Origin of the sequence: Phaeobacter gallaeciensis (assembly GCF_001678945.1) — a bacterium.
GTDB lineage: Bacteria > Pseudomonadota > Alphaproteobacteria > Rhodobacterales > Rhodobacteraceae > Phycobacter > Phycobacter gallaeciensis_A.
Map to the genome: position 1 here is coordinate 1,181,753 of NZ_CP015124.1, position 17,562 is coordinate 1,199,314.

Sequence of the window (17,562 nt, forward strand, 5' to 3'; positions counted from 1 at the left end):
CTCATTTACATGCAAGGTTAGAGATACTTCCCTAATTTTCTCTTAGATTAACGTCGGTGGTTTTAGCCAACGCGGCCCTGAAAGCGCACGAAATTCGGCCAAATACCTCAGGAAACCAGCCGGAAAACCATCCCAGGTTTTCACTATTCCGACACGGTACTCTGCCAAGAGAGTCTTGCGTAAGACACGAACACTGCAAGGAAAACACAAGCTATCGCGGTCAACAAAACTGAGACCGCCGCGCTCTGTCTCAGACCTGCGGCTCACAATCCGGGCAGACAGCAGCAATCAGAAAATCTGCGCATGCAAACTTTCTGGCCATTTGGACAAAATGACAGGGAATCAGAGGAGCACGGGTCATTTTGACCCCATGCTTGGCGTTTCCCTTATGACTCCCTGTCGCCGATTTTGATTAGAAATCTGTGGGTGCGCCGCCTTCGGCCTTGCGACGGGCCACGAAATCGCCCAGCTCTTCGCGGATCGCGTCGTCCATCGGCGGCGCCTCGAACTCGGCCAAAATGTCCTTATAGATCTTATGCGCCCGCTCCGGCGTCCAGACTGCACCTGCCGCCTCCCAGGCTTCATAGTTGCGCCAGTCGCTGAGGAACGGCTGATAGAATGCATCCGTATAGCGGTCCTGGGTGTGTTTCAGGCCAAAGAAGTGCCCGTCGTTGCCGACCTCCCGGATGGCATCCAGAGCAATCTCCTCGGGGCCGGTGGCGCAGATCTGCGGCTGCAAGTAGCGCTGGATCTGCTGCAGGACCTCGCAATCCATGATGAACTTTTCCGGGCTGGCGATCAGCCCGCCCTCCAGCCAGCCAGCGGCATGATAGACCATATTGGTGCCCGACTGCACCGCCGCCCAGAGGGAGTTCGAAGTTTCCCACATTGCCTGCCCATCCGGCACATTGGCCGCGCAGACCCCGGAAGAGCGCATCGGCAGACCATAGTAGCGCGCCATCTGGCCGGTCATCTGGGTGGCGCGCGTGTATTCCGGCGTGCCAAAGGCGGGAGCACCGGATTTCATGTCCACATTTGACGTGAAGGTGCCAATCGCACAGGGCGTGCCGGGCCGCACATATTGGAACAACGCAATGGCACAAAGCGATTCCGCCAGCGATTGCGCCACTGCACCCGACATGGTGACAGGCGCCATCGCCCCGGCCAGGGTAAAGGGCGTCACAACCACCGCCTGCCCCTTGCGGACCAACCGCAGACAGCCGTCGATCATCGGGAAGTCATGCTTCAGCGGCGAGGTCGAGTTGATGTTGGTGTACATATGCGGGCGGGACTCGAACTCTTCATGGCTCAGCCCCCCGGCGATCCGCACCATTTCCATCACGTCCTCAACCCGCTCCTTGCCCAGCGAGTAAGCGTGCATCACCTTGTCGGTCAGCGTCAGCTTGTCATAAAGCACATCAAGGTGGCGCACAGAGGCATGGATATCCACGGGCTCCACCGGATATCCACCGGCGAAATGGATGCAGTTGAAATACTGCGTCAGCTTCAGAAGGTTCCGGCACTGCTCCTGCGTGCCTGTGACTTTCTTGTTCAGCTCCAAATCCCAGTAGTTGGGCGGGGAGGAAACATTGCCGAACAGGATATGATTGCCGCCAATCGGGATCCTGCGCTCTGGATTGCGCGGGGTGATGTCAAAGCTGTCCGGCGCCTTGCCCACCATCTCCATCACGAACTCGCGGTCCATCCGCACCAGATCGCCTTCTACACGGCAGCCTGCTTCTTTGAAAATCTCCAGCGCCTCAGGGTTGAGGAAGACAATACCGATCTCTTCGAGGATGCGCATGGCGCCATCGTGGATGGCTTCAACACCTTCCGGGCTAAGCGGTTCAATGGGACGGTCAATGTTCACCGGGATCGACCAAGGCATCTGCGCCAGTGCCGCGTCTCCGCGCCGGGCCGCCGCGCCTGCTCTGCCGCCGCCGCGCCTGCGTCCCGCTGTTGCTCGTGCCATGATGACCTCCGTCCTGTTGAAGCGTCTGTGTTTTCTTGCGCCGTTCAACTGGCCCGAGAACGAGGCTTGCAACCTTTCCGTTCACGACATCCGCTGTCGTTTTTTCACTCCCCGGGGTGCATGGAGGCATTTTCTAGACACAAGTGAACAGTTCAGCCCAAATTTTTGGCTGCGCGGACAGATCCGCACAGCAACATCACGTCAGGATCGCAGGTTATTGCGCCGCTGGCTGGCCCGCGCGGTCAAGCCATTCGGGAATATGGCCAATGTCCGGCAAGACCGCATCGGCGTGAGGCGCCAGATCCTGATGGCTGGCCATTCCGGTGAGCACCCCAAGACGGCGCATGCCCGCCGCCGCCCCCGCCTGCAGGTCATGCAAGCTGTCGCCAACCATCGCGGTCCGTTCTGGGGCGACGCCGCAAGCCTTGCAGAAGGCCAAGAGCGGCGCGGCATCCGGTTTGGCACCATGGCCGCTGTCGAACCCGGCGACAAAGGTGAAGCGGTCCAGAACCCCTGCCCGCTCAAGCTGGCTCAGCGCCGACACTTCGGCATCATTGGTCATCACCCCCAGCACCTTGCCCCGCGCCAGCAGCCCGTCCAGGAAATCGGCAAGCGGCACGGCCTCGGCTAGCGCCGCATTGGCTGCACCTTCGGCCAGAAACCGCTCCAGCTCGGCCTCGCTCATGTGCGGCACATGGGGCGCCAGGGCCGCCGCCACCTCACCGTTGGTGCCCGCGATCACGAAACTGTCCGGATGGAAACACTCCCGCTTCAGATCGAACCGCAGCGTATCGGCCATGACGCCTGCGAGGGCCACATCCCCGCCCGCGAGGCTTTTCAGCACCCCGGCCGCCCAGCTGTTCCAGGTGGCAGCAAAATCAAAAAGGGTTCCGTCCTTGTCGAACAGAAAAGCATCTACCGGCATCACAAGATCCTGATCAGAATAGGGTCAGAGCACTGCATATCAGGTCCAGTGAACCTGCGCACCACCCGGAAGCGCCATCCGCGCGTGCATTGGCATCTCATAACTGAGGCCCAAGCTGTCGCAGAATTCCATCACCCAGGAATCGTCCATCGTTAAGAAATCGAGCACCGAGCCCAAAAACTCCGGATCGGTGGCGCGACTGCGCAAATCGTCCTCGCTGGCGCCGGTTGCGCCCATAAACACCGGGAACAACTCGTCATTTCCGGACAGCCAGGCAAGGGCCTGCAAGGCAATGGTTTCAGCTTGATCGGCGGAAAACTGCATATCGGCACCTTCCTGACACTTTGCGGCCATTTTAATGAAAATATGAAAGGGTTTATTAACCAGCAGAGGTGAAAACTTCTAGTCATAGAAACGCATGCCTCGAAAGGATTGCGCGTGCAGGGAACCATTCTGGTCATAGACGGTGTATCAACCAACCGCATCATGATGAAGGTGCAGCTTGCTGCCGCCTATTATGATGTCGTGCTGGCGACACAGGTCACCGGTGTACTTGAAATTGCCCGGGGTTGCCGCCCCGATCTGGTTCTGACCGCCAACTCCCTGCCCGATGGCAGCGCCGCAGATGTGAAACGGGAACTGACCCGCGACGACAGCCTGGCGGATGTGCCGGTGATCGCCGTCAGCCGCACGGATAACCCCATGCGGCGGCTTGAGGCGCTTTCGGCAGGGATCGACGACGTGCTGCCGCAACCGCTGGACGATGTGATCCTGCAGGCCCGGATCCGCAGCCTGCTGCGCACCCGCAGCGCCAATGAAGAACTGAACCTCCAGCGCGATGCCTCGCATGGCTTTGTCCTGCCCCTGACCGACCGTAGCTGCTCCCCCCACAACATCAAGGCAACGGTGGCGCTGGTGGCCGAGGATATCCAGACCGCGCGGAACTGGCAGGACCGTCTGTCCCACTACGTGCCGCATGACATCCGCACCCATCAGATCGGTGACATCCAACCGTTGATGAGCGATCCCGTCGCCGATGTTTTCATTATCGAGCTGAACGAAATGTCGTCGGGCGTCGGCCTGCGGCTTCTGGCCGATCTGAGAGCCCGAGCCACCACCCGTCAGTCGGTGGTCATCGCAGTGCCCAATCCGGCCGATGCGCATATCGCCGCCGAAGCGCTGGACCGCGGCGCCCATGATGTGCTGCAAAACGGGTTCAACGTCGAGGAACTGGCGCTGCGTCTTGGCACGCAGCTGCAATACAAGCACCGCCACGACCTGCTGCGCGACAGCGTCCGCAACGGGCTGCGCGCCGCTGTCGAAGATCCGATGACCGGGCTCTTCAACCGCCGCTATGCCAAACCGTTTCTGGACCGCACCGCCCGCAGCGCCGCCGAAAGCGGCGATAAATTCGCCCTGATGCTGGCCGACCTTGACCACTTCAAGCAGATCAACGACCGCTATGGCCACCCAGCCGGCGACGCGGTTCTGATCGAAGCCTCCCGCCGGCTGCAAAGCCACCTGCGTCCGGTGGACCTGCTGGCGCGGGTTGGCGGCGAGGAATTCATGATCGTCCTGCCCGGCGCCAATGAACAGGAAGCGAGCGAGGCCGCCGTTGCCCTATGCAACGCGATCAACAGCACTCCCTTTGATGTGCCAGAAATTGATGAACCGATCGCGGTGACGATCAGCATCGGCGCGGTCATTGGCGATGGTGCTGAGAAGGAGATGACAAATGTCACCTCTCTGATCGCCAAGGCAGATCAGGCGCTCTATGGCGCCAAGAACTCAGGCCGCAACCAGGTCACCCTGTCACGGCCCGACACAGCAGTCGCCTGAGCGCTCCTCACCGCTGCTATTAGTTTCCGGCACTGCCTACGTTGCGCAGCAGTATCAGGGTTTCCCGGACCTATGCGCCTTGTGCCATTCCGCATGTCGGCGCAGCATCTCCCGCATCCGCTCGGCATAGCGGGCACGTTCATCTGCAGTCATGGCCTCCACCTGTGCGATCCAGGCCCGCTGCACCGAGATCTGAAAGGCCCGCCGGTTGTCGGCCTGCTGCTCCAGGACCCTGGCCAGCTGCCCGGCATCAAAGGGATCCCCCCGCAAGATCGCGATGACCGCCTCGCCCTCGGCGCGGCGGCGGGCCCCATAGCTGCCATGATCCCCTTCGGCGCGACGGTGCAATTCTGTCCGGGTCTCCCGGTCCAGATCGCGAAATATCATCGACCCGACCGAGGGCGGACGCTTGCCCGGATGCGATCCGTCTTGCCAGCGCATGAAAGCCCCGATCGCGAGCCCTGCCACCGCAAGGTTGGCCGCCAGAGACACGGCCAGAAGCACCTTCAGCCAAAGCCGCATTCCAGTCCGGGCTTCACCCGCGCCGCCTCCGGTAGAGTTCGGGGTATGTCCGTCAGTGCTCATTCTGTCTCCTCACCCAGCATCACAGCCAGATCGTAACTGTCGTATGGCAGGGCTGTCGTGTCCACGGACAGCTGCGTGAACTCGGCCGGGTCCGGCAGAAAGGACGGCGGCGCCAGTCCGATCCACAGCCCGACAGCGCAGGCCGCTGCCATGCCACCCATGGCCGGCCATCCGCCAACCGCGGCGCGAAACTGGCGCCACATCCCGATTGCCGATGCAGCCAACGCCCCTGCCGGATTTTGCGCCGGGGGCACGGCCAAAGCCGCCGCCTGCCGGGCCTGAACATCCGCTGCATCCGCAAGAATGCGCGCACTCAGGTCATCCGGCAATGTCGGCTGGTCCCGCCGCGCCTCTTCGAACAGCGCCTCCAGCAGGTCGATATCTTTTTCGGTGTCAGCCATCGTGATACCCCAACTCTTCTCGGCGCCCGGCAAGCAGTGCCGCCAGCGCCCTCTTGCCCCGGGCGGTCAAACTTTCGACCGCCTCAACGCTAATATCCATAATTCCGGCGATCTCCGGATTTGCCAGCTCTTCCAGATGGCGCAGGATCACTGCCTGACGCTGCCGCTCGGGCAACTGCATCAGCGCCGCCTGCAGCGCATCGTGCCGGGCACCGTCCTGCATCGCCTCGGGCGCGCTTTGCGCCGGATCCGGCGGGTCGGGGACCGCGTCCAGGTCCAGATACCCGCCGCGCTGGCGACGTTTCAGATCGATACAGAGGTTCATCACCACCCGGTAGAGCCAGGTTGAGATCTTCGCCTCTCCGCGCCGCCAGTCCGGAGCGATCCGCCACAGGCGCATCATCGCCTCCTGTGTCACATCCTCTGCTTCGGCCCGGTTGCCCAGAACCCGCATGGCCACCCCGAATGCACGGGAGCCAAGCCGCTCGGTCAGCAGGGCTGCTGCGCGCTGGTCGCCCTTGGCAAAGAGCTCCAGCAGCACCTCGTCATCCGTCGACGCGCTCACCTGGGGCAGGCCTTCCAAGGAAGCCCTGCCCGCTGATGTATCCGTTCTTTGCAGCACGCCTGAAGGATCAGTTTTGCCCCATGCCTTGTTTCTGACCGCAATTCTTGCCGCCCTTGCCCCCGTGATGCATGCCACCACGGTTCATCCGGGCCTGGTCAAACTCTTCCTTTGACACAGCGCCATTGCCGTCCTTGTCCATCCGAGAGAACATATCACCACGCTTGGAGTGATCAGGCAACTCATCCTGGCTGAGCGCGCCATCGCCATCGCTGTCGAACCGCTCCATCATCCGGGCCGCACGCTGGGCTGCGCGCCGCGCGCCCTCGGCCTGCATTTCCTCGACCGACAGTTTGCCATCCCCATTCGCGTCGACCTGCGCGAACCGCGCCGCACGCTGGGCGGTCATTTCCTCGGGCGACACCGCGCCATTGCCATCGGCATCCAGTTCCTCGAACGACACTTTGGGGCCGTGACGACCGGGACCCGATTGAGCAAGAGCAGCCGTAGCTCCGGCCAGGCCGGCAACTGCAACGATAGCGGCGATGAACTGCGTATGTTTCATGTCATCTTCCCTTTGATTGGTAGCAGCCCTGTGCTGCCCGATGCATAGAAGAAACGCCGCAGCCCGATCTTTCCGTCGCAATAATGTGATTTACTTTTGCCTGCTATTTTTGCGGCATCCAGCCGCAGACCTTGTGCGCCCCCCTTTCCCTCGGGCAAGAAGCGCGCAAACATGCGTTTGCAACACAGGATATTTCATGACTGAGTCCCAAGCCGTGATGGCCCCCGACACCGATACCGAACGCGAGACAATGCCTGCCCTGCTGAAAGGCTGGCGTCAGAAATGCCCCGAATGCGGCAAAGGCAAACTGCTGCATTCCTACCTCAAGGTGAACGACAGCTGCAGCAATTGCGGCCTCGATCTGTCCGGCCACCGCGCCGATGACGGCCCCGCCTATCTGACCATTCTGGTGGTGGGCCATCTGATGGCACCGCTGTTGCATGTGGTTTATTTCGCCTGGCGGCCGGCACCTCTCGTAACGTTCACAGTTTTCTCGATTGGCTGTCTGGCTTCGTCGCTGTATCTTCTCCCCAGACTGAAGGGGGTTGTCGTCGCCTATCAATGGGCGCGGCGGATGCACGGGTTCGAAGACAGAACCTGAACCCTTTGGAAACAAAGGGGAGAGGCAGATGAGCAGCGCAGAGGTTCAGGGCGTAACAAGTCAGGACAAAACGGCAATCCGCAACGCGGCGACGGTGATCGCCGTACGTGATCGGATGGCCGATGACCCGCAGGTCCTGATGGGCCAGCGTGGCGCCAAGGCTGCCTTCATGCCGAACAAGTTCGTCTTTCCCGGCGGCGCGGTGGATCTGGCCGACAGTTCCGTGCCGCTGGCCGATCCTCTGCCCGCAGTCTGCCGCGACCGCCTGTCCGAACAGGCGCCGCACGATCTGCACCACGCACTGGCCATTGCCGCGATCCGCGAGCTGTGGGAGGAAACCGGGCTCTTGCTGGGTACGCCGGGGGACTGGAGCGATCCGGTTCCCGAAGATTGGCAGGCCTTTGCGCAAAGCGGCCATCTGCCTTCGGCGCGGGCATTGCAATTCGTGTTCCGGGCACTGACGCCGCCGGGCCGCCCCCGCCGGTTTGATGCGCGGTTCTTTCTGATCGATGCCGATGCCATTGTCGGCGATCTCGATGATTTCTCACAGGCCTCGGACGAGCTGTCGCATCTGCAGTGGATCCCGCTCAGCGAGGTCCGTACCTTCGATCTGCCCTTTATCACCGAAGTAGTTCTGGCCGAGGTGACTGGCCGCATCCGCGACACCAATCCGCCGGACAGCGTACCCTATTTCCGCAACGACGATGAAACCAGCCTGTTCCTGCGACTGAAGGGCTACCCGATGCCGGAAAGCTCCTGAACCCGCTCACCCCTCCGTGACGGCGGAAGGTCAGATCGCCAGCACCAACGCGAGGATCGACAGGATCAGCAGTCCCATGCCCGTGATTTCGCGGACGGTGATCTTTTCCCGGAAGAACAGGACCGAGGCCAGCAGCGACAGCACCAGTTCGATCTGTCCCAGCGCCTTGACGTAGGCAGCGTTTTGCAAGGTGAAGGCCCAGAACCAGCAGAACGAACCGCCCATACTGGTCAGACCAACCCAGACCGCAACCCGGCGCGCCTGCCAGACGCGGGTAATCTCACCCTTTTCCTTGAGCGCCAGCCAGATCAGCATCAGCACCGTCTGCAAGGAGACAACCGATGCCAGCGTCACACCGGCACGAAAGACCGGGTCCAGATCACTGAGTTGCAGTGATGCCCCGCGATAGCTGACGGCGGAAAAGGCGAAAAGCACACCAGAGCCAAGCCCCAGCAGTGAGGCCTTGTTGGTCAGATGCTGCCACCAGGCGCCCTTCACTTCCGGAGTTTTCGACAAGACGAGAACGGCCGAGAGCCCGATCAGGATCGCTGCCCAGCCCCAGGGGCTGATCCCGTCCCCCAGCACAACAAGGCCGACAAGGGCGGTCTGGATAACCTCGGTCTTCTTGAAGGTGATACCAACCGCGAAATTGCGCTGCTTGAACAGGGCTACCACACAGACCGTGGCGAGGATCTGCGCCGTGCCGCCGATGGTAGCAAAGACCCAGAACATGAGGCCTAGATGCGGCAGGCTCTGCCCTGTTGCCATCAGATAAGCCGCCAGTGCCGCCAGAATGATCGGCGCCGAATAGGCAAAACGGGCAAAGGTCGCCCCGCCCGGGGACAGGGTGACACTGCTCAGAACCTTTTGCAGCATGAAGCGTACGGTCTGAAAGCTCGCGGCGGCGATTGAAACGGGAATCCAGGTCAGCATGATCAGCTTATGAGCGCTTATTTCCCCTTTTGCCAGAGCGGATGCGGCACCGGATCCTTGGCACGCAGGAAATAGTCGCGAAAAATCTGCCGGTAGGAGGGGAACACATAGGCACGGTTGGCCGCCTGATAGAGCGCGCGGTGCCGATGATAGAGCCGCGGCAGTGCGTGCCAAGGCACCCCTGGATGCATGTGGTGCACGATATGCAGGTTGTTGTTTAGGAACAGCAGCGCCAGCGGCCCGCGATCCTCGATCACCACGGTGCGGCCACGGACCTCTTCATGGGCGCGGTGTTCCAGAAAGGTTCGGATCTTCAGCAGTGCCAATCCCAGATAGGCGGCAATGGCATAGGCCCAGACCGGCATCGGCGCACGCAGCACCAGCCAGACCACCAGCGCGCTACCCGCAACGTGCAGGAGCCAATCCGCAATCACCCGCCTGTCGCCCTGCCGGACGAGCTGCCAGTCCCCCGCCATGAAACAGATCTGCCCGATCAGCGGCCCCAGCAGCATCCGCCCCAGCAGGGTGTTGTTCATACGTAGAACGGCGCGTTTCCACGGTGCCAGTCCCCGCCAGATATCGGGGCACATGAAGTTGCTTTCGGGATCGTCGAACGGGTCGGTCAACCGCTCATCCTGATGATGCGCCAGATGGGTGTCGCGAAAGCGGCCGTAGGGGATCACCAGGTTGAGGGGCAGCGCCATCAGCGCCTCATTCAGCAGACGGTTGCGGAACGGATGCCCGTGCAAGGCCTCGTGACACAGCGAAGAGTGAAAGGCGATCAACACGCCCGCCAGTACCACGGCCAGCGCCATGCTGAGGGCCGCAAGCCAGAAAATCACCGCAAACCAGGCGGTATAGCAGATCAGGATCAGCACCAGCGTGCCCCATTCCACGCCGCGCGGCATCAGGCCAGAGGGCAGTATCGGCGCCTCCATACCCTGGCCGATTGCCTCGGACATTTGTGCGCGCACCTCAGACATGCGCCCGCCCCCAGGCGATCCCGGCCCAGATCCGCTCATAGATCAGGTAGGTGACGAACCCCAGCCCCGTGTTCACCAGGGCCATCGCCCCGCCGACCGTCGCCGATCCGGTTGCAAGCATGCCCACAACCGTCATCACGGTCAGGCCAATCACATTCCAGATCACCGCTTTCACGACAGAACGTCTGCGCGTTTCCATAGTACCTCCTACACTGTGCTGACTGGAGCTGGCAGGCGCTGCCGTCGGTCGCGCCCTGCTCTGCTTCTACGCTCAGACTAGGCCCGGTATCGGATGTTCGACATTCTGAATGTAATTAACAAACTTCATCACATGTGATATTTATCACCAATGGATACCAAAATTGACAAACGGGTTCGAGCGCAGCAATTCCGCGAACGCCTGAACCGGGCACTTGGTGAACGCGGGATGAGCCAAAGCGCCCTGGCCCGCCAGACCGGCGTGGACCGGTCCACCATTTCGCAGCTGCTCACCGATGACGGCGCCCGGCTGCCGAATGCGCATGTGGTGGGGTCCTGCGCCTCGGCGCTTGGCGTATCGGCGGATTGGCTGCTGAGCCTGTCGGACCGCCCCGAAAGCGCGGCAGAGCTGCTGGCCTCCAGCATGTCCGTCACCGAGGCCCCACGCGCCCTGGTGGATGAAAGGATTTTCGAATGGCATCGGGAGGCAGCGGGTTACAAGATCCGCCATGTGCCGGCCGCCCTGCCCGATCTGCTGAAAACCCGCGCCCTGCTGGAATGGGAATATGCGCCGCACCTGGGCCGCACTGCCGATCAGGCCATCGGCGCCTCCGAAGACCGCCTGTCCCTGATGCGGCAAGCCCAATCCGACTATGAAATCGCGATGCCGCTGTACGAGTTGGAAAGCTTTGCCAATGCCTGCGGCTATTACGAAGGTCTGCCGCTGGACATCCGGCTTGAGCAGCTGGATCATTTCGAGCGGCTCTGCACTCAACTCTACCCGCGACTGCGGATCTATCTCTTTGATGCAAAACGCCTGTTCGCATCGCCTGTGACCATTTTCGGGCCGCTGCTCTGCGTGTTTTATGCCGGAAGCCACTACATGGCATTCCGCGACCGCGAACGGATCGAGACCTTCACCAACCATTTCGACCAACTGATCCGCGAGGCGGATCTGACCGCCCGTCAGCTGCCCGAACGGCTGCGGGCCTGGAAAACCGGTATCCGCGATTAGGCACAGCTGCGCCCAGGCGCAGCTTCAGGCTCGGCCTGCGGCAGCAGGCCGAGCCACCTTCAGACCTTCGGGTCCGGGTTTTCGGTATGACCATCCACCGCGATCACCTGCCCCGACACCAGCCGCGCCGCGTCAGAGCCAAGGAAGACCGCCATATTGGCCACATCCGCGGCTGTCACCCAGGACCGCATCGAGGTGCCCGAAGCATATCCCTCATACACAGCGTCCCGGCTCATGCCCTTCAGCGCCGCTTCCCGCTCCAGCACCCCCTCCATGCGCGGTCCTTCCACCGCGCCGGGGCAGATCGCATTGGCGCGGATGCCAAAAGGCCCCAGTTCCATCGCGAGGGTCTTCATCAGGCCAATCACCGCCCATTTCGCCGCCGAATAGGGCGCCCGGTTCGGATAGCCATAGATCCCCGCCGTCGAGGAGGTCAGCACGATCGCCCCCCGCCCCGCCGATTTCATCAGCGGCGTGGCATGTTTGGCGGCAAGAAAAGCGCCTTCGAGATTGACGCTGACACAAGAGCGCCAGTCCTCAAGGTCGATATCCTCGACCAGCGCGGTCGGCCCGGCGATGCCTGCATTGGCGCAGAGCACATCGAGCCCACCAGCGTCGGCGATCTTGTCGAAGACCGCCCGCATCTCCGGCTCGGACGCGGCATTCGCCGCGTGGCAGTGCCAGCGATCCGGCAGCGCTTCCAGCGCTGCGGGGTCGAGATCGGTGACCCATACCTCGGCCCCGGCGGCATCAAAGGCCTCGCCCATGGCGCGGCCAATACCCGAGGCGCCGGCGGTGATCAGAACCCGCATCGTTACGCCCTAGCGCGGCGCGCCGATGGCACGGCCCAGCCCGTCGGGGGTTGGCAGCCCGGCATGCGCCTCGGCGAACTTCGCAAGGTTCTCTGCCAGATGCGGCGCGGGCGGCGCCGAACGGCGGGTTTTCAGATCCACATGCAGCAGCATGTGTTCCCCGGTCGCCAGCAGACGTTCACCTTCGTACATTTCATGCCACAGGTGCATCTTCTTGCCTTCGGCCATGATCACCCGCGTCCTGACCTGAATGGGATGGCCTGCATGCACCTCGTCGATGTGGCGGATGTGGGTCTCGGCGGTAAAGAAACTGCCGCCCGAGGCGATATAGTCGGCATCGCAGCCGATGATTGCCATCATTCGGTCGGTGGACTGGGCAAAGGCGTCCAGATAGCGGCTTTCGGTCATGTGACCATTGTAGTCTGTCCAATCCAACGGAACGGTGCGGTTCAGGGTCAGAACCGGCTGCGACAGGTCGGCGACGTCCTGCATGGTGCTGGCCAACCCCATGGCGCCTTCGCGCGCCTTATCATGGGTGTTCTGAAGCGCACCCGCGCCCCAGTTGGTATTGCCCAGCGCCCGCATCATGCCGACAAGGTTGTCGTCGCGGATCCGCTCCAACTCACGGATCGAGTATTTGCCCGATTGCGCATCGGACTGACCGGCGATCAGGTCGACCAGCTCGTCGTTGTATTCCGGCACATCCATCAACTTGGTCCAGGGCCAGGTGAGGCAGGGGCCGAATTGGGCCAGGAAGTGCTTCATGCCCGCTTCGCCACCCGCAACGCGATAGGTCTCGAACAGGCCCATCTGTGCCCAGCGGATCCCAAAGCCATAGCGGATCGCATTGTCGATCTCTTCGGTGGTGGCGATGCCGTCCTTGACCAGCCACAGCGCCTCGCGCCAGACCGCCTCCAGGAAGCGGTCCGCCACATGGGCGTCGATTTCCTTTTTCAGGTGCAGCGGGTACATACCGATTTCGGCGATGATCGCCTTGGCTTTGTCGATGACCTCGGGCGTATTGGCGTCGGTGGTGACCACTTCGACCAGCGGCATCAAGTAGACCGGGTTAAAGGGATGCGCGACCACGATCTGCGCCGCATTGTCAAACCCCTCCTGCAATTGCGAAGGCTTGTAGCCAGAGGTGGAGGAGCCGATCACCGCGCCCCGCGCCACATGCTGCTGAAGTTCGCCATAGACCTTCTGCTTCAGGTCCAGCCGCTCAGGCACGCTTTCCTGCACCCAGCTGGCGCCAGCAACCGCCTCGGCAATGGTGGGGTGGAAGGTCAGCGCACCTTCGGCAGGCAGGGCCACGTTGCCAAGCCCCGGCAAGGACCGACGGGCGTTATCCAGCACATCCGTGATCTTGCGCTCCGCCTCAGGGTCGGGATCAAAGACCCGTACGTTCCAGCCGTTCAGAAGGAACCGGGCGGCCCAGCCGCCGCCGATCACGCCGCCGCCAATGATTGCTGCTGTTTTCATGTTCTCATTTCCATTTGCATTTGGCTGTGCCTCTGCGCGGGCAACGCCTACGCTTTCACAGGGCGCGCCGTGCACGCCATCCCATCAGTTTAGTCTTGTGGAGCTGCGCAGCGCACCAGATCGGCCGCAAACCCGTTTTCATCAATGATCTGCAGCCGATCATCCGGCGTCACCAGGAGTATCTGCGCATCGCTGTACGCGTATCCGGCATCAAGGCATTGCAGTTTCAGAGCCCAGCTGTTGCCCACGCCGGTCTCGCTGACCGCCGCAATGTCACAGCTCCATTCCAGACCGAACAATCCTTCACGCCCGTACCAGTCAGGCGTCTGCTCTCCGACATCCCCGGCCCTGGCGCACCAGGCCGCATTGGGGGACCAGTAACCCTCCCAAAGCGGGGCATCCTCTGCGGCGGCGGCAGACAGTGCCGCGCCGCAAAAGACCATGGATGCCAGAGCCCGGCAGATCACTTCGCCACCGGCGCCCGTTTGGTCAAACCCAGTTGCTTGCGGACCTCCTCGGGGCCGATCACCCGGGCGCCCATGTTCTCGATGATGGTGCCTGCGCGTTCCACCAGCTGCCAGTTCTCGGCCAACACGCCCTTTTCCAGCCAGAGGTTATCCTCAAGCCCCACGCGTACATTGCCGCCCGCCAGAACCGAGGCCGCCACATAGGCCATCTGATCACGCCCCAGCGAAAACGCAGACCAGTCCCAGTCGTCCGGCACGTTATTCACCATCGCCATGAAGGTGTTGAGGTCGTTCGGCGCGCCCCAGGGAACCCCCATGCACAGCTGCACCAGAGCCGGGCTGTCCAAAATGCCCTCTTTCACCAGTTCCTTGGCGAACCACAGGTGGCCGGTGTCAAAGGCTTCGATCTCGGGCTTCACGCCCAGATCGGTCATCATCTGACCCATGGCGCGCAGCATGCCGGGGGTGTTGGTCATCACGTAGTCGGCTTCAGCAAAGTTCATTGTGCCGCAATCGAGAGTGCAGATTTCCGGCAGGCATTCGGCCACATGCGCCATGCGTTCGGTGGCGCCGATCATATCGGTGCCCGCGTCCTTGACCGGCAGCGGGTTTTCCACGTCGCCAAAGGTAATGTCGCCGCCCATACCGGCCGTCAGGTTCAGCACCACATCGGTGTCGCTGTCGCGGATGCGGTCGGTAACTTCGCGGTAAAGACCCAGATCGCGGCTCGGGGTGCCGGTTTCCGGATCGCGCACGTGGCAGTGGACCACGGCCGCGCCGGCCTTGGCTGCTGCGATGGCGCTGTCGGCGATCTGTTTGGGCGAGCGCGGCACGTGCGGGCTGCGGTCCTGGCTACCGCCAGAGCCGGTCACGGCACAGGTGATAAAGACGTCGCGGTTCATGGTCAGAGGCATGTTTTCGTTTTCCCCTCAATGTACAGGGTTTTGCCGTGGGTTATCCCCAGGCTCCTCCCCAGATTCCTGTTTGCGTTGACCTCTACTGTGCCTCAGCCTTCCGGGGAACAGTTTACGCAAAGCGAATCCGACTTGATGAAATCCGCGAAAAACATCCTGCAACCCGAGCATCGCCCGCTGAAATGCGCGGTTCTGGTGCTGGACGAATGCAACACGCTGTCCTTTGCGGCAGCGGTCGACCCGATGCGCGCGGCCAACCGGCTAGCCGGTCGCTGTGCCTTTGACTGGGACTATATCAGCGCAACGGATGAGCCGCCGATGCTGACCAGTGGGCTGACAGTGCCGACCACGCCTCTGTCCCGGCTCGAAGGCTGTGAGCTGATGATCGTGGTGGCCGGATTCCAGCTGGCGCGCCACGCCACCCCCAGCCTGCTGGCCGGGCTGCGCCGCATTGCGGGCACAGGTGCCACCATTGCAGGCATCGACGGCGGTCCCTGGCTGATGGCCGAAGCGGGCCTGCTGAACGATCACCCCGCGACCACCCATTGGGAGGATCTGGAGAATTTCTCGGCCCGTTTCCCGGATGTGGATTGCCGCAGCGACCGTTTTACCGTGTCCGACGGACGGATGACCTCGGGCGGCGCCACCCCCGCAATCGAGATGATGTTGCATATCATCAGCGCCCGTCATGGCGCCGGATTTGCCGCCCGCGTCGCTGGTCTGTTCCTTTATGACGGGGCTGCCAGCATGGCCCGCCCGCAAAGCCGCCTTGGCGGACACAAGCACAACGCGCTGACGGCCAAGGCGAATGCATTGATGGAAGCAGCGCTGGATGATCCAATGCCACTTGCGCGCATTGCAGAAAGCCTCGGCACCAGCCCGCGCAGCCTGCAGCAGCAATTCCGCCTGCGCCTTAATACCACGCCGCAGGACCATTACCTGCAACTGCGCCTGGCCGAGGCGCGGCGGCTAGTGACCGATACCGATCTTCCGCTAATGGATGTGGCCATGGCCACGGGCTTCACCTCGCAATCGAGCTTTGCCCGCGCCTTCCGGCTGGCGCATGGCAGCTCGGCCCGGGATCTGCGCCAGGAGCGGAACGAAACGCAATCCACGGCCTATTCCACCGCGGACCACGCCGCGCAGGATCACCGCCCCACCACCCACTGAGGGTGCGGCAAACGGGCCGACCTAGTCACACGACCGGGCTGAAGGATCGCGGGGCGCTCCCGCGCGTCACCGGCACATGAAACATGTACCGTTCCCCTTGGGCCAGGCTCGGCGCGGAAGCGCCGAGCCTGGCCCAAGGCCGCCAAGGGGTATCGGCATCAGCCGATGCACCTGCGGGCGCGGGAGCACTCTGTTTCGTGTGGTGAACGATCAGTAAGGCATCGGGTGGGCCCGGTGGGCCGCGTCGATCTCCTCCAGCACCTGCGCATCCAGCGTCACATCGACTGATTGCAGGGCATGCTCCAGCTGCGCAACGGTGGTCGCCCCGAAGATGGCCGAGGCCATGAAGGGCCGCGTGCGGCACCAGGCCAGCGCCATATGTACCGGATCCAGCCCGTGGCGCTTTGCGATCTCCAGATAGGCATCAACGGCGGCGTAGACCCGCGGCGAGTGGCGCCCGCCCAGCTCTGGGTTCAGCGTCTTGCGTGATCCTTCTGGCACCGCACCGCCCTGGTATTTCCCGGTCAGAAGTCCGGTTCCCAGCGGCGAAAACGCCATCAGCCCCACGTCTTCGTTGACGCTGAGTTCCGCCAGATCCGTATCATACATCCTGCACAGGAGCGAATATTCGTTCTGGATCGAAGCCACGCGCGGATAGCCCTTTTCCTCGGACAGGCGCAGCCATTGGGCTGTGCCCCAGGCGCTTTCGTTGGAAAGACCAAAGGCGCGAATATTGCCCTTGTCCACCTGCGCCTGCAGCGCCTCCAGGCAATCCAGCATATTGGCGAGGGTTTCCTCCCGGTTCTGGCCCGAGGGATCATAGCTCCAGTTCTTGCGGAACATATAGCTGCCCCGGTTGGGCCAGTGGAATTGGTAGAGATCAATGTAATCGGTCTTCAGCCGCTTCAGCGAGCCTTCGATGGTCGGCGCGATGGTCTTTGACGAGATCGCCTCTCCGTCGCGCACCACGGCAAGCCCCTCGCCCGAGTGTTTGGTGGCCAGGATGTAATCACTGCGGCGTCCGGTCTTTTCATTCCAGTTGCCGATGATCGCTTCACTGTGGCCGACGGTTTCCTTGCTGACCGGGTTCACCGGGTACATTTCGGCGGTGTCGACCAAGTTCACGCCCGCCGCCAGCGCCATGTCGATCTGAGTATGTGCGTCAGCCTCGCTGGTCTGGGTGCCAAAGGTCATGGTGCCAAGGCACAGCTCGGATACCGTCATTCCGGTGCGGCCCAGAGGGTTCATTTTCATATCGCGCGATCCCTGTCTCAAACGTTTCAAAAGACACTACTCCTGACCCAAAGGAGTGCAACCCTATGCCGTTGGTCGCTTTACCTGCTGCCTCCGAAAAAGGCACACTCTTAACGCGAACAGG

Annotated in this window: 20 protein-coding genes; 5 read left to right on the forward strand and 15 right to left on the reverse strand. The window is 62.2% G+C overall.

Annotated elements, in window-relative coordinates; genetic code table 11:
- Positions 1–412 precede the first annotated feature (412 nt).
- From JL2886_RS05630 to JL2886_RS05640, 3 genes are all read right to left on the reverse strand, one after another.
- Positions 413–1,972, reverse strand: coding sequence for a trimethylamine methyltransferase family protein (locus tag JL2886_RS05630; RefSeq protein ID WP_065271113.1), 1,560 nt, complete (start codon positions 1,970–1,972; stop codon positions 413–415).
- 214 nt (positions 1,973–2,186) lie between these two features.
- The gene (locus tag JL2886_RS05635; protein ID WP_065271114.1) at positions 2,187–2,897 is read right to left on the reverse strand and encodes an HAD family hydrolase; all 711 of its coding nucleotides are present in this window, start codon (positions 2,895–2,897) and stop codon (positions 2,187–2,189) included.
- Positions 2,898–2,936: 39 nt separating this feature from the next.
- Positions 2,937–3,221 carry a DUF3572 domain-containing protein gene (locus JL2886_RS05640; protein ID WP_065273553.1) on the reverse strand — a complete coding sequence of 95 codons (285 nt, stop codon included), beginning with the start codon at positions 3,219–3,221 and terminating at the stop codon, positions 2,937–2,939.
- A gap of 114 nt (positions 3,222–3,335) precedes the next feature.
- On the opposite strand from JL2886_RS05640, the gene JL2886_RS05645 reads away from it, so the two are divergent.
- Complete coding sequence (locus JL2886_RS05645; protein ID WP_065273554.1) at positions 3,336–4,736, forward strand: diguanylate cyclase; 1,401 nt, start codon at positions 3,336–3,338, stop codon at positions 4,734–4,736.
- A gap of 54 nt (positions 4,737–4,790) precedes the next feature.
- Here the strand turns inward: JL2886_RS05645 and JL2886_RS05650 are convergent, their stop codons facing one another.
- The 4 genes from JL2886_RS05650 to JL2886_RS05665 all read right to left on the reverse strand — a co-directional run bounded on the left by JL2886_RS05650 (position 4,791) and on the right by JL2886_RS05665 (position 6,849).
- On the reverse strand, positions 4,791–5,321 hold the full coding sequence (locus JL2886_RS05650; protein WP_065271115.1) for a periplasmic heavy metal sensor: 531 nt from the start codon (positions 5,319–5,321) through the stop codon (positions 4,791–4,793).
- Positions 5,318–5,722 (reverse strand): hypothetical protein, encoded by a 405-nt coding sequence (locus tag JL2886_RS05655; RefSeq protein ID WP_065271116.1) that lies wholly within the window; start codon positions 5,720–5,722, stop codon positions 5,318–5,320. Before JL2886_RS05655 ends, JL2886_RS05650 begins: the two co-directional genes overlap by 4 nt.
- On the reverse strand, positions 5,715–6,287 hold the full coding sequence (locus tag JL2886_RS05660; protein ID WP_237028430.1) for an RNA polymerase sigma factor: 573 nt from the start codon (positions 6,285–6,287) through the stop codon (positions 5,715–5,717). Before JL2886_RS05660 ends, JL2886_RS05655 begins: the two co-directional genes overlap by 8 nt.
- Positions 6,288–6,354: 67 nt before the next feature.
- A complete protein-coding gene (locus tag JL2886_RS05665) occupies positions 6,355–6,849 on the reverse strand; it encodes an EF-hand domain-containing protein (RefSeq protein WP_065271118.1) in 495 nt (164 codons plus the stop codon).
- Positions 6,850–7,045: 196 nt separating this feature from the next.
- Between JL2886_RS05665 and JL2886_RS05670 the strand changes: the two genes are divergently transcribed.
- Both JL2886_RS05670 and JL2886_RS05675 read left to right on the forward strand, forming a co-directional pair.
- Positions 7,046–7,450, forward strand: a complete 405-nt coding sequence (locus JL2886_RS05670) for a DUF983 domain-containing protein (RefSeq protein WP_065271119.1) — start codon at positions 7,046–7,048, stop codon at positions 7,448–7,450.
- A gap of 28 nt (positions 7,451–7,478) precedes the next feature.
- Positions 7,479–8,210, forward strand: coding sequence for an NUDIX hydrolase (locus JL2886_RS05675; protein WP_065271120.1), 732 nt, complete (start codon positions 7,479–7,481; stop codon positions 8,208–8,210).
- 30 nt (positions 8,211–8,240) lie between these two features.
- Here JL2886_RS05675 and JL2886_RS05680 read toward each other — a convergent pair whose 3' ends face one another.
- The 3 genes from JL2886_RS05680 to JL2886_RS05690 are packed head-to-tail and all read right to left on the reverse strand — an operon-like array spanning position 8,241 to position 10,325.
- Positions 8,241–9,143, reverse strand: coding sequence for an EamA family transporter (locus tag JL2886_RS05680; protein ID WP_065271121.1), 903 nt, complete (start codon positions 9,141–9,143; stop codon positions 8,241–8,243).
- 17 nt (positions 9,144–9,160) lie between these two features.
- Entirely contained in the window at positions 9,161–10,081 is a 921-nt protein-coding gene (locus JL2886_RS05685) for a fatty acid desaturase (protein WP_197492353.1), read from the reverse strand.
- A gap of 37 nt (positions 10,082–10,118) precedes the next feature.
- Complete coding sequence (locus JL2886_RS05690) at positions 10,119–10,325, reverse strand: DUF2061 domain-containing protein (protein WP_065271122.1); 207 nt, start codon at positions 10,323–10,325, stop codon at positions 10,119–10,121.
- A 150-nt stretch (positions 10,326–10,475) separates the two neighbouring features.
- Between JL2886_RS05690 and JL2886_RS05695 the strand changes: the two genes are divergently transcribed.
- Complete coding sequence (locus tag JL2886_RS05695; protein WP_065271123.1) at positions 10,476–11,339, forward strand: helix-turn-helix domain-containing protein; 864 nt, start codon at positions 10,476–10,478, stop codon at positions 11,337–11,339.
- A 59-nt stretch (positions 11,340–11,398) separates the two neighbouring features.
- Here the strand turns inward: JL2886_RS05695 and JL2886_RS05700 are convergent, their stop codons facing one another.
- From JL2886_RS05700 to JL2886_RS05715, 4 genes are all read right to left on the reverse strand, one after another.
- Positions 11,399–12,151, reverse strand: a complete 753-nt coding sequence (locus tag JL2886_RS05700; protein WP_065271124.1) for an SDR family oxidoreductase — start codon at positions 12,149–12,151, stop codon at positions 11,399–11,401.
- A gap of 9 nt (positions 12,152–12,160) precedes the next feature.
- A complete protein-coding gene (locus tag JL2886_RS05705; protein ID WP_065271125.1) occupies positions 12,161–13,633 on the reverse strand; it encodes a carnitine 3-dehydrogenase in 1,473 nt (490 codons plus the stop codon).
- Positions 13,634–13,722: 89 nt separating this feature from the next.
- On the reverse strand, positions 13,723–14,076 hold the full coding sequence (locus tag JL2886_RS05710) for a hypothetical protein (RefSeq protein ID WP_133245374.1): 354 nt from the start codon (positions 14,074–14,076) through the stop codon (positions 13,723–13,725).
- A 20-nt stretch (positions 14,077–14,096) separates the two neighbouring features.
- The gene (locus JL2886_RS05715) at positions 14,097–15,014 is read right to left on the reverse strand and encodes a 3-keto-5-aminohexanoate cleavage protein (RefSeq protein WP_065271127.1); all 918 of its coding nucleotides are present in this window, start codon (positions 15,012–15,014) and stop codon (positions 14,097–14,099) included.
- A 135-nt stretch (positions 15,015–15,149) separates the two neighbouring features.
- Here JL2886_RS05715 and JL2886_RS05720 point away from each other — a divergent pair, with 135 nt between their 5' ends.
- Positions 15,150–16,184 carry a GlxA family transcriptional regulator gene (locus JL2886_RS05720; protein WP_065271128.1) on the forward strand — a complete coding sequence of 345 codons (1,035 nt, stop codon included), beginning with the start codon at positions 15,150–15,152 and terminating at the stop codon, positions 16,182–16,184.
- 210 nt (positions 16,185–16,394) lie between these two features.
- Here JL2886_RS05720 and JL2886_RS05725 read toward each other — a convergent pair whose 3' ends face one another.
- Positions 16,395–17,438 carry an aldo/keto reductase gene (locus JL2886_RS05725; RefSeq protein WP_065271129.1) on the reverse strand — a complete coding sequence of 348 codons (1,044 nt, stop codon included), beginning with the start codon at positions 17,436–17,438 and terminating at the stop codon, positions 16,395–16,397.
- Positions 17,439–17,562: the final 124 nt, after the last annotated feature.

Coding starts and splice junctions, on each gene's coding strand:
- JL2886_RS05630 (WP_065271113.1), bottom strand. CDS start 1,972: ATGGCACGAGCAACAGCGGGACGCAGGCGCGGCGGCGGCAGAGCAGGC.
- JL2886_RS05635 (WP_065271114.1), bottom strand. CDS start 2,897: ATGCCGGTAGATGCTTTTCTGTTCGACAAGGACGGAACCCTTTTTGAT.
- JL2886_RS05640 (WP_065273553.1), bottom strand. CDS start 3,221: ATGCAGTTTTCCGCCGATCAAGCTGAAACCATTGCCTTGCAGGCCCTT.
- JL2886_RS05650 (WP_065271115.1), bottom strand. CDS start 5,321: ATGAGCACTGACGGACATACCCCGAACTCTACCGGAGGCGGCGCGGGT.
- JL2886_RS05655 (WP_065271116.1), bottom strand. CDS start 5,722: ATGGCTGACACCGAAAAAGATATCGACCTGCTGGAGGCGCTGTTCGAA.
- JL2886_RS05665 (WP_065271118.1), bottom strand. CDS start 6,849: ATGAAACATACGCAGTTCATCGCCGCTATCGTTGCAGTTGCCGGCCTG.
- JL2886_RS05670 (WP_065271119.1), top strand. CDS start 7,046: ATGACTGAGTCCCAAGCCGTGATGGCCCCCGACACCGATACCGAACGC.
- JL2886_RS05675 (WP_065271120.1), top strand. CDS start 7,479: ATGAGCAGCGCAGAGGTTCAGGGCGTAACAAGTCAGGACAAAACGGCA.
- JL2886_RS05680 (WP_065271121.1), bottom strand. CDS start 9,143: ATGCTGACCTGGATTCCCGTTTCAATCGCCGCCGCGAGCTTTCAGACC.
- JL2886_RS05685 (WP_197492353.1), bottom strand. CDS start 10,081: ATGGAGGCGCCGATACTGCCCTCTGGCCTGATGCCGCGCGGCGTGGAA.
- JL2886_RS05690 (WP_065271122.1), bottom strand. CDS start 10,325: ATGGAAACGCGCAGACGTTCTGTCGTGAAAGCGGTGATCTGGAATGTG.
- JL2886_RS05695 (WP_065271123.1), top strand. CDS start 10,476: ATGGATACCAAAATTGACAAACGGGTTCGAGCGCAGCAATTCCGCGAA.
- JL2886_RS05700 (WP_065271124.1), bottom strand. CDS start 12,151: ATGCGGGTTCTGATCACCGCCGGCGCCTCGGGTATTGGCCGCGCCATG.
- JL2886_RS05705 (WP_065271125.1), bottom strand. CDS start 13,633: ATGAAAACAGCAGCAATCATTGGCGGCGGCGTGATCGGCGGCGGCTGG.
- JL2886_RS05710 (WP_133245374.1), bottom strand. CDS start 14,076: ATGGTCTTTTGCGGCGCGGCACTGTCTGCCGCCGCCGCAGAGGATGCC.
- JL2886_RS05715 (WP_065271127.1), bottom strand. CDS start 15,014: ATGCCTCTGACCATGAACCGCGACGTCTTTATCACCTGTGCCGTGACC.
- JL2886_RS05720 (WP_065271128.1), top strand. CDS start 15,150: ATGAAATCCGCGAAAAACATCCTGCAACCCGAGCATCGCCCGCTGAAA.
- JL2886_RS05725 (WP_065271129.1), bottom strand. CDS start 17,438: ATGAAAATGAACCCTCTGGGCCGCACCGGAATGACGGTATCCGAGCTG.